Origin of the sequence: Roseovarius sp. MMSF_3281 (genome assembly GCF_030733685.1) — a bacterium.
GTDB lineage: Bacteria > Pseudomonadota > Alphaproteobacteria > Rhodobacterales > Rhodobacteraceae > Roseovarius.
Genome location: NZ_JASHIM010000006.1, coordinates 1 through 14,559 on the forward strand (window position 1 = coordinate 1; position 14,559 = coordinate 14,559).

Annotated in this window: 18 protein-coding genes and 1 pseudogene; 15 read left to right on the forward strand and 4 right to left on the reverse strand. The window is 60.5% G+C overall.

What is annotated here, in order from left to right:
• The 3 genes and pseudogenes from RBB32_RS08215 to def (RBB32_RS08225) form a co-directional block, all read right to left on the reverse strand.
• A pseudogene (locus tag RBB32_RS08215) lies at nucleotides 1-119 on the reverse strand (methionyl-tRNA formyltransferase); the annotation flags it as partial.
• A gap of 3 nt (nucleotides 120-122) precedes the next feature.
• Entirely contained in the window at nucleotides 123-617 is a 495-nt protein-coding gene (def, locus tag RBB32_RS08220) for a peptide deformylase (RefSeq protein ID WP_306152220.1), read from the reverse strand.
• A gap of 2 nt (nucleotides 618-619) precedes the next feature.
• The gene (gene def, locus RBB32_RS08225; RefSeq protein WP_306152221.1) at nucleotides 620-1,144 is read right to left on the reverse strand and encodes a peptide deformylase; all 525 of its coding nucleotides are present in this window, start codon (nucleotides 1,142-1,144) and stop codon (nucleotides 620-622) included.
• Between the two features lie 256 nt (nucleotides 1,145-1,400).
• Here def (RBB32_RS08225) and RBB32_RS08230 point away from each other — a divergent pair, with 256 nt between their 5' ends.
• Nucleotides 1,401-2,573 carry a MalY/PatB family protein gene (locus tag RBB32_RS08230; protein ID WP_306152222.1) on the forward strand — a complete coding sequence of 391 codons (1,173 nt, stop codon included), beginning with the start codon at nucleotides 1,401-1,403 and terminating at the stop codon, nucleotides 2,571-2,573.
• A gap of 45 nt (nucleotides 2,574-2,618) precedes the next feature.
• Here the strand turns inward: RBB32_RS08230 and RBB32_RS08235 are convergent, their stop codons facing one another.
• Nucleotides 2,619-3,191 (reverse strand): NYN domain-containing protein, encoded by a 573-nt coding sequence (locus tag RBB32_RS08235; protein ID WP_306152223.1) that lies wholly within the window; start codon nucleotides 3,189-3,191, stop codon nucleotides 2,619-2,621.
• A gap of 146 nt (nucleotides 3,192-3,337) precedes the next feature.
• On the opposite strand from RBB32_RS08235, the gene folK reads away from it, so the two are divergent.
• The 14 genes from folK (at nucleotide 3,338) to RBB32_RS08305 (ending at nucleotide 14,465) form a co-directional block, all read left to right on the forward strand.
• Nucleotides 3,338-3,898, forward strand: coding sequence for a 2-amino-4-hydroxy-6-hydroxymethyldihydropteridine diphosphokinase (gene folK / locus RBB32_RS08240; protein WP_306152224.1), 561 nt, complete (start codon nucleotides 3,338-3,340; stop codon nucleotides 3,896-3,898).
• A gap of 156 nt (nucleotides 3,899-4,054) precedes the next feature.
• Nucleotides 4,055-5,272: a GTP-binding protein gene (locus RBB32_RS08245; protein WP_306152225.1), complete on the forward strand. Its 1,218-nt coding sequence runs from the start codon at nucleotides 4,055-4,057 to the stop codon at nucleotides 5,270-5,272.
• Between the two features lie 110 nt (nucleotides 5,273-5,382).
• Nucleotides 5,383-5,661 carry a DUF6525 family protein gene (locus RBB32_RS08250; protein WP_306152227.1) on the forward strand — a complete coding sequence of 93 codons (279 nt, stop codon included), beginning with the start codon at nucleotides 5,383-5,385 and terminating at the stop codon, nucleotides 5,659-5,661.
• A gap of 70 nt (nucleotides 5,662-5,731) precedes the next feature.
• Nucleotides 5,732-6,094: a DNA-directed RNA polymerase subunit omega gene (rpoZ, locus tag RBB32_RS08255; protein WP_306152228.1), complete on the forward strand. Its 363-nt coding sequence runs from the start codon at nucleotides 5,732-5,734 to the stop codon at nucleotides 6,092-6,094.
• A gap of 29 nt (nucleotides 6,095-6,123) precedes the next feature.
• Nucleotides 6,124-8,265: a bifunctional (p)ppGpp synthetase/guanosine-3',5'-bis(diphosphate) 3'-pyrophosphohydrolase gene (locus tag RBB32_RS08260; protein ID WP_306152229.1), complete on the forward strand. Its 2,142-nt coding sequence runs from the start codon at nucleotides 6,124-6,126 to the stop codon at nucleotides 8,263-8,265.
• A gap of 11 nt (nucleotides 8,266-8,276) precedes the next feature.
• Entirely contained in the window at nucleotides 8,277-8,939 is a 663-nt protein-coding gene (locus RBB32_RS08265) for a DUF2062 domain-containing protein (protein WP_306152230.1), read from the forward strand.
• Between the two features lie 148 nt (nucleotides 8,940-9,087).
• On the forward strand, nucleotides 9,088-9,837 hold the full coding sequence (locus tag RBB32_RS08270; protein ID WP_306152231.1) for a pyridoxine 5'-phosphate synthase: 750 nt from the start codon (nucleotides 9,088-9,090) through the stop codon (nucleotides 9,835-9,837).
• Nucleotides 9,834-10,271 carry an ABZJ_00895 family protein gene (locus RBB32_RS08275; RefSeq protein WP_306152232.1) on the forward strand — a complete coding sequence of 146 codons (438 nt, stop codon included), beginning with the start codon at nucleotides 9,834-9,836 and terminating at the stop codon, nucleotides 10,269-10,271. The genes RBB32_RS08270 and RBB32_RS08275 overlap by 4 nt, the downstream gene beginning before the upstream one ends.
• Complete coding sequence (acpS, locus tag RBB32_RS08280; RefSeq protein ID WP_306152233.1) at nucleotides 10,268-10,681, forward strand: holo-ACP synthase; 414 nt, start codon at nucleotides 10,268-10,270, stop codon at nucleotides 10,679-10,681. Before RBB32_RS08275 ends, acpS begins: the two co-directional genes overlap by 4 nt.
• 122 nt (nucleotides 10,682-10,803) lie before the next feature.
• The gene (locus tag RBB32_RS08285; protein WP_306152234.1) at nucleotides 10,804-11,376 is read left to right on the forward strand and encodes a peroxiredoxin; all 573 of its coding nucleotides are present in this window, start codon (nucleotides 10,804-10,806) and stop codon (nucleotides 11,374-11,376) included.
• 170 nt (nucleotides 11,377-11,546) lie between these two features.
• Nucleotides 11,547-12,383 carry a signal peptidase I gene (gene lepB / locus RBB32_RS08290; protein ID WP_306152235.1) on the forward strand — a complete coding sequence of 279 codons (837 nt, stop codon included), beginning with the start codon at nucleotides 11,547-11,549 and terminating at the stop codon, nucleotides 12,381-12,383.
• Nucleotides 12,384-12,391: 8 nt separating this feature from the next.
• Nucleotides 12,392-13,072 carry a ribonuclease III gene (gene rnc / locus RBB32_RS08295; RefSeq protein ID WP_306152236.1) on the forward strand — a complete coding sequence of 227 codons (681 nt, stop codon included), beginning with the start codon at nucleotides 12,392-12,394 and terminating at the stop codon, nucleotides 13,070-13,072.
• A 155-nt stretch (nucleotides 13,073-13,227) separates the two neighbouring features.
• Nucleotides 13,228-14,136 carry a GTPase Era gene (era, locus tag RBB32_RS08300; RefSeq protein WP_306152237.1) on the forward strand — a complete coding sequence of 303 codons (909 nt, stop codon included), beginning with the start codon at nucleotides 13,228-13,230 and terminating at the stop codon, nucleotides 14,134-14,136.
• On the forward strand, nucleotides 14,133-14,465 hold the full coding sequence (locus RBB32_RS08305) for a DUF1491 family protein (RefSeq protein ID WP_306152238.1): 333 nt from the start codon (nucleotides 14,133-14,135) through the stop codon (nucleotides 14,463-14,465). Before era ends, RBB32_RS08305 begins: the two co-directional genes overlap by 4 nt.
• Nucleotides 14,466-14,559 lie beyond the last annotated feature (94 nt).

Consider the following 14,559-nt stretch of genomic DNA (forward strand, 5'->3'; position numbering starts at 1 on the left):
CCGCGTCCGGCGGGGCGGGGCGGTTGGCAATAGACGGCCACAACGTCATGGCCCGCGTCGATCAGGGCATCGAGGACGGGGACCGAGAAATCGGGGGTGGCCATGAAGATTACACGCATCGGTCAGCCTGCCTTTTTCGCTTTGCGCAGCAGCATGTCGCGTTTCACCTTCGAAAGATGGTGAAAGTAAAGCTTGCCGTTCAAGTGGTCGATCTGGTGCTGCACGGAGGTGGCCCAAAGGCCGACGAGATCACGCTCTTCCATCTCGCTCTGGTCATTGAGGAAGCGCACGGTCACGGCGCGGGGGCGCTTGATGGTGGCCGAGACCCCGGGAAGGTTGGGGCTGGCTTCCTCATGCGGGCGCAACTCGATGCTGGAATGCAGGATCTCGGGGTTGGCCATGCGGATGACCTGACCGCGCTCGGAGCTGGCATCGACCACGGCGAGGCGTTGCATCACGCCGATTTGCGGGCCGGCGAGGCCGACGCCGGGCATGGCCTCCATCGTGTCGATCATATCGGTCCAGATGGCGCGAATGTCGTCGGTGATCGCCTCAACGGGGTCCGCCACGCTGCGCAGGCGTTTGTCGGGCCATGGCAGGCAGGGGCGAACGGCCATGATCAGGCCCTCGCCTTGGCCTGTTCGCGCTTCAGCTTTTGCATCTTGCGGGTGATCATCTGCCGTTTCATCGGACCGAGGTAGTCGATGAAAAGCTTGCCGTTCAAATGGTCGATTTCATGCTGAACGCAGGTGGCCCAGAGGTCGTCGAAAGTCTCGGACTGTTCATTGCCGTCGCGGTCGATCCAGCGGACATCGACCACCTTGGGGCGTGTCACCTCGGCGTATTGTTCGGGGATCGAAAGGCAGCCTTCTTCGTAGACGTTGGTTTCGTCCGATGAGGCCACGATTTCGGGGTTGAACATCACCAGCGGGCGGGGCTCTTCGCCGTCTTCCTTGATGCAGTCCAGCACGATCAGTCGATCCATCACGCCGATTTGCGGCGCGGCCAGCCCGATACCCGGCGCGTCATACATGGTTTCCAGCATGTCGTCGGCCAGCTTGCGCAGATCGTCCGAAAGGTCGGGCACGGGTGCACAGACCTTTTTCAGGCGCGGATCGGGGTGGATGAGGATCGGGCGTTTCATGGCGTTGGATTTATGTCATGCGTATTGGGCGTGCAATGGGCCAATGTTTCACGGGGTTTGTCATACGTTCAGTCTGTACGGGAATTAATTCCTGTTTAAGATATCAATATGGGAAATAGTTCCAATATCCAACCCAACAATAAAACAGACTTCCAATCTCTGTTTGATTTGTGGAATAATTGTCCTTGGCCATTCGGCCCTACACCTTAGGGAAAGTACGATATAACCTTCGCCAGGACGCAGCAAGGAGACAGGCATGGATTTCGACCGCATCATCGACCGTCACGGCACCCATTCGATGAAATGGGACATGATGGAAAAGATTTACGGTGTCCCCGCAAAAGACGGGATCGCGATGTGGGTGGCGGATATGGATTTCGAACCTCCCAAATGCGTGTCGGAGGCCCTGCGCGGCATGGTGGATCACGGGATCTATGGATACTACGGCGATGATCGCAGTTATCTTGAGGCGATCGGCTGGTGGATGCAGGAGCGGCATGGCTGGGCCATTCGGCCCGAGTGGGTTTTTACCACGCATGGCTTGGTCAACGGCACCGCAATGTGTGTGGACAGTTTCACGCAGCCGGGCGATGGCGTGGTCGTGTTTACACCAGTTTACCATGCTTTCGCCAAGGTCATCAACGCCGCGGGGCGTCGCGTGGTGGAATGCCCGCTGGTGAACAACGCGGACCGTTACGAAATGGATTTTGCCAGCTACGACGCGATGCTGGATGGCAGCGAAAAGATGGTTATCCTGTGTTCGCCGCATAACCCCGGCGGGCGGGTCTGGAGCCGTGAGGAATTGCAGGGCGTTGCGGATTTCGCCAAACGGCATGATCTGGTGCTGGTCTCGGACGAGATTCACCATGATCTGGTGATGCCCGGGCAGGCCCATGTGCCGATGAGTCTGGTCGATGACAGCATCATGGACCGGCTGGTGATGATGACGGCCACCACCAAGACCTTCAACATCGCGGGTAGCCATTCGGGCAATGTGATCATTGCCGACGAGGGATTGCGCGCCAAGTTCGGCGCGCGGATGGCGGCCCTTGGCCTGTCGCCCAACTCTTTCGGGTTGGTCATGGCCGAGGCGGCCTATAGCCCCGAGGGCGCGGCGTGGGTCGATGCGCTTGTGGACTATCTCGACGGCAACCGGAAGGTATTCGACGACGGGGTGAACGGTATTCCGGGACTGGCTTCGATGCCGCTTGAGGCGACCTATCTGGCGTGGGTCGATTTTTCGGGCACCGGCATGGAGATGTCCGACTTCACCCGGCGGGTTCAAGAGGATGCGCGAGTTGCCGTGAACCACGGGCCGACCTTCGGACAGGGCGGTGAAAGTTACCTGCGGTTCAATCTTGCCACCCCGCGCGCCCGGGTGGAAGAGGCGGTCAGCCGATTGCAGGCCGCATTTGCCGATCTGCAATAAGCCTTCCAACGAAGAACCGGGGCCGCATGGCCCCGGTATTTTGCTTTAGTCCTGCCGTTCGTAGGCGTTTTCGCGATCTGCGGGCACGTCGCGCGGGGGACGGCCGATCACATCCTTGAGGTCTTCCAGTTCGATGAAGTTGTCGGCCTGACGGCGCAGGTCGTCAGCGATCATCGGCGGTTGGCTGCGGATGGTCGAGACCACGGAAACACGTACGCCTTGACGTTGCAGGCTTTCCACCAGCGGGCGGAAATCGCCATCGCCAGAGAACAGCACGATATGGTCGATGCGCGGCGCAAGTTCCATGGCGTCCACCGTCAATTCGATGTCCATGTTGCCCTTGACCTTCCGACGGCCTTGGCTGTCGGTGTATTCCTTGGCCGGTTTGGTGACCATGGTGAAGCCGTTATAGTTCAGCCAGTCGACCAGTGGCCGGATGGGGGAATACTCATCATTTTCAAGCAGTGCCGTGTAATAAAAGGCCCGCAACAACTTGCCCCGGCGCATGAATTCCGTGCGGAGCAGCTTGTAGTCGATGTCGAACCCAAGGGCCTTGGCGGCCGCGTATAAATTCGACCCATCGATGAACAGCGCGAGCCGCTCGTCCTTGTAAAACATTGATTGTCCTTCCGAATGTCTGGCCTTGTCCGCTGAATCGATTATGTGAGTGGTAAATAGACGAACAAAGCTATTGGTTTAAATAGGTATGGCTTGCGTTTATGGCAAGGCGGGACGCCCCGTGCAAAAGGATAGGATTATTGTGCATGAGTAAACATTGCTTGATCGCATTGGGCGCCAACGTGGCCTCGGGGGGCGAGGCTTTGGAGCATACGTTCGATGCGGCCTTGGCGCGTCTTTCTGAGTTGGGTGTCAAGGAGTTGGTCGTCAGCAGGTATTATAAAACGCCATGTTTTCCTGTGGGGGCGGGGCCGGATTACCTGAATGCCGCCGCCAGTTTGGCCTGGGATGGCACGGCGCGGGATCTGGTGGACTTGCTGCACGGAGTCGAGGCCGAATTTGGCCGCGAGCGCGTACAACGCTGGGGGCGCCGGACGCTGGATCTGGACCTGATCGCGGTGGGGGATTGCGTGTTGCCGGATGCCGCAACGCAGGATGAATGGCGCGCCTTGCCGATGGAAGAGCAGGTTGAGAAAACGCCCGGGGAGCTGATTTTGCCGCATCCCCGGTTGCAGGACAGGGCCTTTGTCCTGGTGCCCTTGGCGGATGTTGCGCCCGATTGGGTGCATCCGCGTTTGGGTATAAGCGTGTCCGAGATGGTTAAGGCGCTTCCCGGACAGGCCCGATCCGAGGTCGTGCCGCTTTAAGACCCTCTGCAAATCCAGAAAACGTTGCCCTGGCCCTTGATGGCAGGGTGAGGGCTGCACCTGTTTGCCGCGGTGAATTTTCGGGTTGATCTTTTCCATCGTGTAAATGTAATGATATAACATAATATGTGCTTTGAAAATATGGAGGTCTGAGCCATGACGCAACAGGCGGAGCGATTGCCGGTCACTGTGCTTTCCGGGTTTCTGGGGGCCGGAAAAACAACCTTGTTGAACGCGGTCCTGAATAATCGCGAGGGGCGGCGGGTGGCTGTCATCGTGAATGATATGTCCGAAGTTAATATCGACGCCGATCTCGTGCGGGACGGTGGCGCCGACCTAAGCCACACCGATGAAAAGCTTGTGGAAATGTCCAATGGCTGCATTTGCTGTACGCTGCGCGACGACCTTTTGCAGGAGGTTCGGCGGCTTTCCGAGGCAGGGCGGTTTGATTACCTTTTGATCGAATCCACGGGAATCGCCGAGCCGCTTCCGGTGGCGGCCACCTTCGAATTTCGTGACGAGGCGGGGCAGTGCCTGTCGGACGTGGCGCGGCTTGATACCATGGTGACGGTGGTGGACACGGTTAACCTGCTGGAAAACTACGCCAGCCACGATTTCCTGAGTGATCGCGGTGAGGTGGCAGGTGATGCCGATGACCGGACGCTGGTGGATTTGCTGGTGGATCAGATCGAATTTGCCGATGTGATCGTGATGAACAAGGTCAGCGATGCGGGGCCTGAACGCTGTGATGCCGCCCGCAAGATCATCCGCAGCCTGAATGCCGATGCACGTGTCATCGAAACCGATCATGCACAGGTGCCGACCGAGATGATTTTCGATACCGGCCTGTTCGATTTTGAAAAAGCCCATGACCATCCGCTTTGGGCCAAAGAGCTTTTTGGTTTTGCCGATCACGTGCCGGAAACCGAGGAATACGGGGTATCGTCATTTGTATATCGGGCGCGGCGGCCATTTGATCCGCAAAAGGTGCACGATGTGTTGAATGGGCCCTTGCCGGGGGTGATCCGGGCGAAGGGGCATTTCTGGCTGGCGACGCGACCCGAATGGGTGGCCGAGTTCAGCCTTGCGGGGGCTTTGTCGAAGGTGGCGCCGCTTGGCACGTGGTGGGCCACGGTGCCGCAAGAGCGTTGGCCGGATCATCCGCAGGCGCGTGAATACCTTGAAAAGCACTGGCAGGAGCCTTTCGGCGACCGGCGCCAGGAGTTGGTGTTCATCGGGGCGGGCATGGACCGTGATGCGATTTGCGCGGCCTTGGATGCGGCGCTTGTCGGACCGGATGACCGATATGATCCCGCGGCCTATACCGGCCTTGCCGATCCGTTCCCGGCGTGGCGTCGGGCGCAGGCGGCCTGAACCGTGGCGGATGGCAGGGTGATAGGCGCAACGCGCATGGTCAAAGGCTGCGACGGTGCCGCGTGCTTTCCGGTGGTCCGGGGCGCAATTTTGCCGGATAGGTTCTGACAATGTGCGGCAATTGCAGGACGGCCTTGGCCCGCCGACGCAGGCGGGCCGACCCGATGGCGGAATTCGACAGGTTGCCGCCGGCCGCGCGGCGTTGGCTTTCGCAGGCGGTTTTGCCGTGGTCCGCGCGCTCGGTGCGACGCTTGTGGAGGAAAGCCCTGGAGGAATCGCAAGGGGATGAACGCGCGGCCCTGGCCTGCCTGACGCGCGCCGAGGCGGCGCGTCTGACGCGCGAGGGCGGGGCCGTTCGACGACCTTTGCAGCAAGGTCAAAACGCGTGATTCTACCCTTGTAAATTCTGTTGTGAGGGCGTAAGTAACCGACTTCTGCAGATGACTTACCGGAGGTCCAATGGCCCGCGTTACCACAGAAGATTGCGTTGACAAGGTTCCCAATCGTTTTGACCTTGTGATGCTTGCCGCCCATCGCGCGCGAGAGATTTCCGCCGGTGCGCCGATCACCGTGGACCGCGACAACGACAAGAACCCGGTCGTGGCACTGCGTGAGATCGCCGAAGAAACCCAATCGGCGGATGAACTTCGCGAACGCCTGATCGAGTCGAACCAGACCCAGATCGAAGTGGATGAGCCGGAAGAGGATTCCATGGCGCTTCTTATGGGTGGCGGTGCCGAAGCGGCCGATAAACCCGCTGAAGACGATATGTCGGAAGAGAAGCTGCTACGGGCGCTGATGGAGGCTCAGGGACAGGGGTAACCCCGTCCCATAGCGGAGAAGCGGATCGTATGATCGCCTGCCAAGACCTGATCAAACTGGTCCGCGCCTACAACCCGAAGACAGACGAAAAGCTGATCTCGGCGGCCTATGACTATGGCCGCGAGATGCACGAGGGGCAGTTCCGCCACTCGGGCGAGCCTTATTTTTCGCATCCCGTGGCGGTGGCCGCCATATTGACCGAACAGCGGTTGGATGATGCGACGATCGTCACCGCGCTGTTGCATGATACGATCGAGGATACCCGCGCCTCGTATACGTCGGTGACCGATCAGTTCGGCCGCGAGATCGCCGATCTGGTGGACGGTGTTACCAAGCTGACCAATCTGCAGCTGAGCAGCACCGAGACCCAGCAGGCCGAGAATTTCCGCAAGCTGTTCATGGCGATGTCCAAGGATATGCGGGTGATCCTTGTGAAGCTGGCCGACCGTTTGCACAACATGCGCACGATCAAGGCGATGCGCCCCGAAAAGCAGCTTAAGAAAGCCCGTGAGACGATGGATATCTATGCGCCGCTGGCGGGGCGCATGGGGATGCAGTGGATGCGCGAGGAACTGGAGGATCTGGCCTTTCGGGTGATCAACCCCGAGGCGCGGGCCAGCATCATCCGCCGCTTTATCACGCTGCAAAAAGAAACCGGGGATGTGATCGAGCGAATCACCGGTGACATGCGTCGCGAGCTGGACAAGGCGGGGATCGAGGCGGATGTTTTCGGCCGCGCCAAGAAACCCTATTCGATCTGGCGCAAGATGGAAGAAAAGGAGATGGGATTTTCCCGCCTTTCGGACATCTACGGATTTCGCGTGATTACCCAGAACGAGGAAGACTGTTACGCCGTGCTGGGCGCCATTCACCGCCGCTGGCGCGCGGTGCCGGGGCGGTTCAAGGATTATATCAGTCAGCCGAAATCAAACGGTTATCGCAGTATCCACACCACGGTGTCGGGCCGGGATGGCAAGCGGGTAGAAGTGCAAATCCGCACCCAGGCCATGCATGACGTGGCCGAGTCGGGCGTCGCGGCGCATTGGTCCTATCGTGACGGGGTGCGGTCGGAAAACCCGTTTGCGGTGGACCCGGTCAAGTGGATCTCCAGCCTGACCGAGCAATTCGATTCCGAGGAAGATCACGAGGATTTCCTCGAAGCGGTCAAACTGGAAATGTATGCCGACAAGGTGTTCTGCTTCACGCCCAAGGGGGATGTGGTGAAGCTGCCGCGCGGGGCCACGCCGATTGATTTTGCCTATGCCATCCACACCCGGATCGGGCATGCCTGTGTCGGGGCCAAGATCGACGGGATGCGCGTCCCCCTGTGGACGCGAATCAAGAACGGACAATCGGTTGAGGTGATCACCGCCGATGGGCAGGCGCCGCAGGCCACTTGGCTGGATATTGCGACCACCGGCAAGGCGCGGGCCGCGATTCGGCGTGCGCTGCGCGAACAAGACCGCGACCGGTACATCAAGCTTGGCCGGGAATTGGCGCGCTCAGCCTTCGAACATGTCTCGAAGAAGGCCACGGACAAGGCTTTGGACAGTGCCGCCAAGACCCTGCGATTGAAAGATCGCGACGAGGTTCTGGCCCGCTTGGGCAGTGCGGAACTGACGGCGCGGCAGGTCTTGCACGCGGTTTACCCCGATCTGGCCCCTGACGACAGCGATGCCGTGGGTCGTGAGCGCCCGGTGATCGGCCTGTCGGCGGACCAGAGTTTCGACCGTGCGCGTTGCTGTCAGCCATTGCCGGGGGAGCGGATTGTCGGGATTACATACCGTGGCAAGGGCGTGGTGGTGCATGCCATCGACTGTGAGGCGCTTTCGGCCTATGATGATCAGCCGCAAAGATGGTTGGACCTGCATTGGCACAGCGGGACACACCCGGCAGTCTACGGTGTGACCCTGGATGTGACGATTGGCAACGATGCGGGTGTGCTGGGACGGATTTGCACATTGATTGGCGAGCAGAAGGCCAATATCTCTGACCTGACATTCGTTGACCGCAAGCCGGATTTCTTCCGGTTGCTTGTTGATGTCGAGTTACGTGATGCCGAACACCTGCACGGTGTGATTTCGGCGCTCGACGCCGAAAGCGATGTGGCCACCGTAGAACGACACCGTGACCCGCGTTTGGCTGGCACGGCGCCAGCAACAGAAGATTAGGAGCCCGCCAGGTGGTCTTCAAACGTCGTGACAAACGCCCTCTGTGGAAGGCGGTGGCCGACTTTTTTTGGCCGCGTGGCGGCTGGACGCGCGCATTTCACTATGTGAAGCATCGCTTGCGCCGTCTGCCCGACCCGCCGCACCGGATCGCGCGGGGTATTTTCGCCGGTATCTTCGTGACCTTTTCACCGTTCTTCGGGCTGCACTTCTTTCTGGCGGCGGCGCTGGCATGGATCATGCGCGGCAATATCGTCGCGGCGCTTTTGTCGACATTCGTGGGCAATCCTCTGACCTTCGTGCTTATTGCGGCCAGTTCCCTGCAAACCGGGTATTTCCTGTTGGGGATGGGCACGCCTTTGGGCCACACGGTCGAGCGATCCCTGGGTGGAAAATTCGTGGATGCAGGCAGGGACCTCAAGCATAACCTATGGGCTATGTTCACGGATGCGCCAGCAGATTGGAGCCATCTGCAGCTTTTCTATGACGAGGTGTTCTTTCCCTATATGATCGGCGGGGTGATCCCCGGAATGATCGCGGCGCTGATTGGATATTATGTCAGCCTGCCGGTGATCCAAGCCTATCAGAACCGCCGTAAAGGCGCGCTCAAGGCGAAATTGGCCGCGCTGAAGGAAAAAGCCGCGCATAAGGCTGACGTTCGCAACAAACCGGACTAAAGCGTTCCGCCTTTAACCTGATGCATCAGCGAAAGGCGGAACGCGTGCAACGATTGAGCGGAGCACTGCGTTTCGCGAAAATCTGTGATTCAGGTTTTTCGCGAAACGCTTTAGGCTTCGGGCGACTCGGACGGAAAGGGAGCGCGAGATGGCGAATGAAGGCAAGTTGCGGCTTGGTGTGAATATCGACCACGTGGCGACGCTGCGTAATGCGCGTGGAAGTCCTTATCCTAACCCGGTGCGCGCCGCGAAACTGGCCGAGGAGGCCGGCGCCGACGGGATCACCGCGCATTTGCGCGAAGATCGCCGCCATATCCTGGACGGGGACATCGACGGGTTGATGGCGGCCCTGGATGTGCCGTTGAACTTCGAGATGGCCGCGACGGCCGAGATGCAGTCGATCGCCCTGCGCCACATCCCGCATGCGGTCTGCATCGTCCCCGAAAAGCGCGAGGAACGCACCACCGAGGGCGGTCTGGACGTGGCGGGCGACGATAACCGGCTGGCCGATTTCATCGCGCCCCTGCGCGAGGCGGGCTGCCGGGTATCGCTGTTCATCGGCCACGAGGCGCGGCAGATCGAAGCCTCGGCCCGGATTGGTGCCGCGGTGGTCGAACTGCATACCGGGGCCTATTGCGATTATCACTACGAAGGCGATTTCGATAAGCGCGACAAGGAGTTGGAGGGATTGCGCGAAGGCGCGGCGCTGGCTCGTTCCTTGGGGCTTGAGGTGCATGCAGGCCATGGGCTGACTTATGAAACCGTTGGTCCGATTGCCGCCATGCCCGAGGTGATGGAGCTTAACATCGGGCATTTCCTGATGGGCGAGTCGATCTTTCGCGGGCTTGGCCCGGCGATTGCCGAAATGCGTCGCCTGATGGATGAGGCGCGGGGATGACCCTTTGGCGATACGCATTGGTCTTTCTGGCCGTCGCCGTCGGGGCAAGCCTTGCGGTGCAGGCCCTGCAGGGGCGGGTTGCCGGTGTCGTAGGGTCTTCGGCGCAACTGATGGTGCCGGCGATGATCGCCGCATTGATCGAGGGGCAGCAGTTCGCGCGCCGTCACGAGCGCAAGCCGGAAAGTCGCGAAATCTGGGGCTTTGCCTGGGCGGCGACCGGGGTGGCCGTGGCGCTGAACATCGGGTTGTCCTTTGCCGGGCAGGGATATTTCCCCGAATTCGAGAAACTGGCTGTTGCGAGGATTTTTTCCAAGCAATTCATGATCCTGCTTGGGCTTTATGCAGGGGGGTACCTGCTTTGTAACCGGTTTTTCGCAGGGCTTGGCGCGGGCAATCAGCTGAGCCTCATGAAGAACAGGGATAGCGCCGAATGATCCTTGGTATAGGCACCGATCTTGCGAATATCGAGCGTATCCAGGGCACTTTGGACCGCTTTGGCGACAGGTTCCGCAATCGCGTGTTCACAGATGTGGAACAGCGCAAGGCCGAGCGGCGGGCCGATGTCGCGGGGACCTATGCCAAGCGCTGGGCCGCGAAGGAGGCCTGTTCCAAGGCGTTGGGCACGGGGCTTCGGATGGGGATCGCCTGGAAGGACATGGCGGTCAGCAATATCGAAACGGGCCAACCCACCATGGCGGTCACCGGCTGGGCCGCCGACCGGCTGGCCGAGATGACGCCCGAAGGGTACGAGGCGGTGATTCATGTCACCCTGACCGACGATCACCCTTGGGCACAGGCCTTCGTGGTGATCGAGGCGCGAAGCGGCGCGCCGAGTCGTCCATAGGTTCCTGTCGGAACGGAAAACCCCTGTCCGGAAACCTCGGTATTTTGTCGGTATCGCGCCGGACCCGATGGCGATACGGTCATGGTGAACAAAGCTTTCGCCGCGCGAGGAGGAAACAGCCCATGACATCGTCGCAGTCCCTTGCCAACCCGAATTGGGAAAACCTGCCGCGCCCCGAGGATGACGGGGCCGCGGATCACTTGTTGGGGATGGAGATGCCCGATATCGCGCTGCAAGCCACCGACGGGGGGCAGGTGACGCTGTCTGGGATGGCCGGGCCGGTGGTGGTCTATGCCTATCCGATGACCGGCCGGCCGGACCGGGCCTTGCCCGCGGGCTGGGATGACATACCGGGCGCGCGGGGCTGTACACCGCAGAGCTGCGCCTTTCGTGACCATCATGCGGAATTGCAAAGCTTGGGCGCCACGGCGGTCTTTGGCCTGTCGACCCAAAGCCCCGAGGACCAGGCCGAAGCTGCCGCGCGCCTGCACCTGCCTTTCGCGCTTTTGTCAGATGCAAACCTCGACCTTGCCCATGTGCTTGACCTGCCCAGCTTCGAGGTTGAGGGGCGCAGGCTTTTGCGCCGCCTGACCCTGCTTGTTCAAAACGGGCATATCACGCATCTGCGCTATCCCGTCTTTCCGCCAGACAGCGATGCCGAGGCGGTGGCGCAATGGCTGAAAGGCCTGGCTTGAGGCACTCTTTCATCTTTCCCCAAATACTCCGGGGGGAGCGTTGAAAATCGCGATTTTCAACGTGGGGGGCAGCGCCTCCTGACCCCTGCGGGATCACAAGCGCGGTGCTTGCCTTGACTCCCTGTCACGCGCGCCGCATGTAGCGGTAACACCATAAACCGGAGGGCGGGATGGCAAGCGAAGGCAAGACAGGCGGCGGCATTTGGGAAACGGTGAAAACCGTCTTCTGGGCCTTGGTGATCGCCGGGATTTTCCGCACGATCTTTTTCCAGCCATTCTGGATTCCCTCGGGGTCGATGAAGGATACGCTGCTGATTGGGGATTTCCTCTTTGTCAACAAGATGGCCTATGGCTATTCCTATGCCTCCTGCCCGACGATCCGCATTCAGGCGGTCGGGGTGAATATCGACGCCAAGGATATTTGCGGGTGGATGGATGGCGATAACACCCGTGTGCTGGGGTCCGAACCCGAGCGCGGCGATATCATCGTGTTCCGCCACCCTGTGAACGGCACCGATTTCATCAAGCGCCTGATCGGCCTTCCGGGCGACCGGGTGCAGATGAAAGACGGCGTGCTCCATATCAACGGCGAGGCGGTGACGCTGGAAGATGCGGGCACCTTCGAGGAAGAGTTCGAAGCCCAGGGTCCGATGCGGATTCGCCCGCGCTGTGAAAACGGCGTGGTGGGCGAAGGGGCGACCTGTGAAAAGTCGCGCCAGATCGAGACCCTGCCCAATGGCCATTCGCATCAGATCATCAATATCGGGCGGCAGCGCTCGGATGATACGGGCGTTTATACCGTTCCGGACGGCCATTACTTTTTCATGGGCGATAACCGCGACAACTCCACCGACTCGCGCTTTCCGCAGGCTGTGGGCGGGGTCGGTTTCGTTCCCTATGAAAACCTGATCGGGCGCGCGGGGCGGGTTGTGTTTTCCTCGGCGGGACGCTCGATGCTGTTTTTCTGGACGTGGCGGGGCGACCGCTTCTTCGAAAAGCTGGACTGAGGACGGCGATGAAACTGTCGGGGGAGATGAAAGCGTTTCAGGCCCGGTTGGGGCATGAGTTTTCCGACCCAGCCCTATTGGTGCGGGCGGTGACGCATTCTTCCATGTCCACGCCCACCCGGGATGACAACCAGCGTCTTGAGTTTCTGGGGGACCGGGTATTGGGCCTTGTCATGGCCGAAGCGCTTTTGGAACACGACCGGACAGCCAGCGAGGGCCAGTTGGCCCCGCGGTTCAACGCGCTTGTGCGCAAGGAAACCTGCGCCGATGTGGCCCGCGAGATCGACATCGGCGCGGTGTTGAAACTGGGCCGGTCCGAAATGCTGTCGGGTGGGCGGCGCAAGTTGGCACTTTTGGGCGATGCCATGGAAGCGGTGATCGCCGCCGTTTACCGCGATGCCGGGTTCGAGGCGGCAAAGGCGCTGGTACTGCGGCTTTGGGGCGATCGGATCAGTAGCGTCAAGGACGATGCCCGCGATGCCAAATCGGCGCTTCAGGAATGGGCGCAGGCCAGGGGGTTACAACCGCCCGAATACCTGGAGAAGGCCCGCAGCGGCCCCGACCATGCGCCGCAATTCACCATCGAGGCGCGGCTTTCAAGCGGGGAGGCCGCCGAGGCCAAGGCAGGGTCCAAGCGGCAGGCCGAACAGGCGGCGGCCAAGGCCCTTTTGGCGCGCGTGGAAGGGTAGCGTTTTCAAATTGTGCCCTTCGGGCGCAGGTTTGATTCCGATGAGGGGCTTTGCCCCTCAAACGCCCCAGGATATTTTCGGCCAGAAGAAAAGGGGTGTGGCGCGGTTTCCCCGGATAGGGTAGGGCTGCGCCGTTCATAAGGAATTGACGTGACATGACCCAACGTGCCGGATTCATCGCCCTGATCGGGGAACCCAATGCGGGCAAATCGACGCTTCTTAACCGGATGGTGGGGGCGAAGGTTTCGATCGTGACGCACAAGGTGCAGACCACGCGGGCGCGGATCAGGGGGGTGGCCATCGAGGGCGAGAGCCAGTTGGTGTTTGTCGACACGCCGGGCTTGTTTCGGCCGCGCCGCCGGTTGGACCGCGCCATGGTGGCCGCGGCTTGGGGGGGCGCGGCGGATGCCGATGTGATCGTTTTGTTGATCGAGGCGCATCGCGGGATCACCGAAGGGGTCGAGCGGATTCTGGAAAGCCTGGACGAGGTGGCCACCGGACGCAAGGTGGCGCTGGCCATCAACAAGATCGACCGGGTGAAATCGGAGGTCTTGTTGGGCCTGACCGAGAAGATGAATGCCCGGTTTGCCTTTGCCGAGACCTTCATGATTTCCGCCGAACGCGGCCATGGGGTGGAAGATTTGCGCAAATGGCTGGCGGGCGAGGTGCCGGAGGGCCCGTGGCTTTACCCCGAGGACCAGATTGCCGATTTGCCGATGCGGATGATCGCCGCCGAGATCACGCGCGAGAAGCTGACCCTGCGTTTGCATCAGGAGTTGCCCTATCAGTTGACGGTGGAAACCGAGAACTGGGAAGAGCGCAAGGATGGATCGGCCCGCATCGACCAGATGATCTACGTGGCCCGCGATGGCCACAAGGGGATCATCCTTGGCAAGAAGGGTGAGACGATCAAGGCCGTGAGCAAGGCCGCGCGCGAGGAGTTGGAAGAATTCCTTGGCCGCAAGGTGCATCTGTTCTTGCAGGTCAAGGTGCGGCCCGGGTGGCTTGAGGAAGCCGAGCGCTATTCCGAGATGGGGCTTGAATTCAAGGACGGCAACGCGTGACGCGCCTGACGGCGGAATTCTGGGTGCAGGCCTATCTGGCGCGGTTGCGATTGCAGGAGATTCCGGCCTTCGTGGTGGCGCATGGCGATGACACGGCGGGCGCGGTGCTGGTCAAGTTGAACACCCTCGACGGGCAGGCCCGGGCCTTTCAGCGGTCTTTCGATTTGATGAGCGGCGCGCGCATCTGGGCCACCTTGGCCGAGGGGGAGGAGCGCGCGGTGGATGAGGCCGTGGCCAGGCAAAGGTCGTTCGATCCCGATCTTTGGGTCATCGAGGTCGAGGATCGGGCCGGGCGGCACTTGCTGGATGAGCCGGGCTTGGCTGATTGATGTGAAACCTTAACTTACTGTTTGAGTAAGAACTTATTCCTTTTCGTTAGCAATATTCAAAATTATAACTCCCGTAGGATGGAATTCCAAGTTT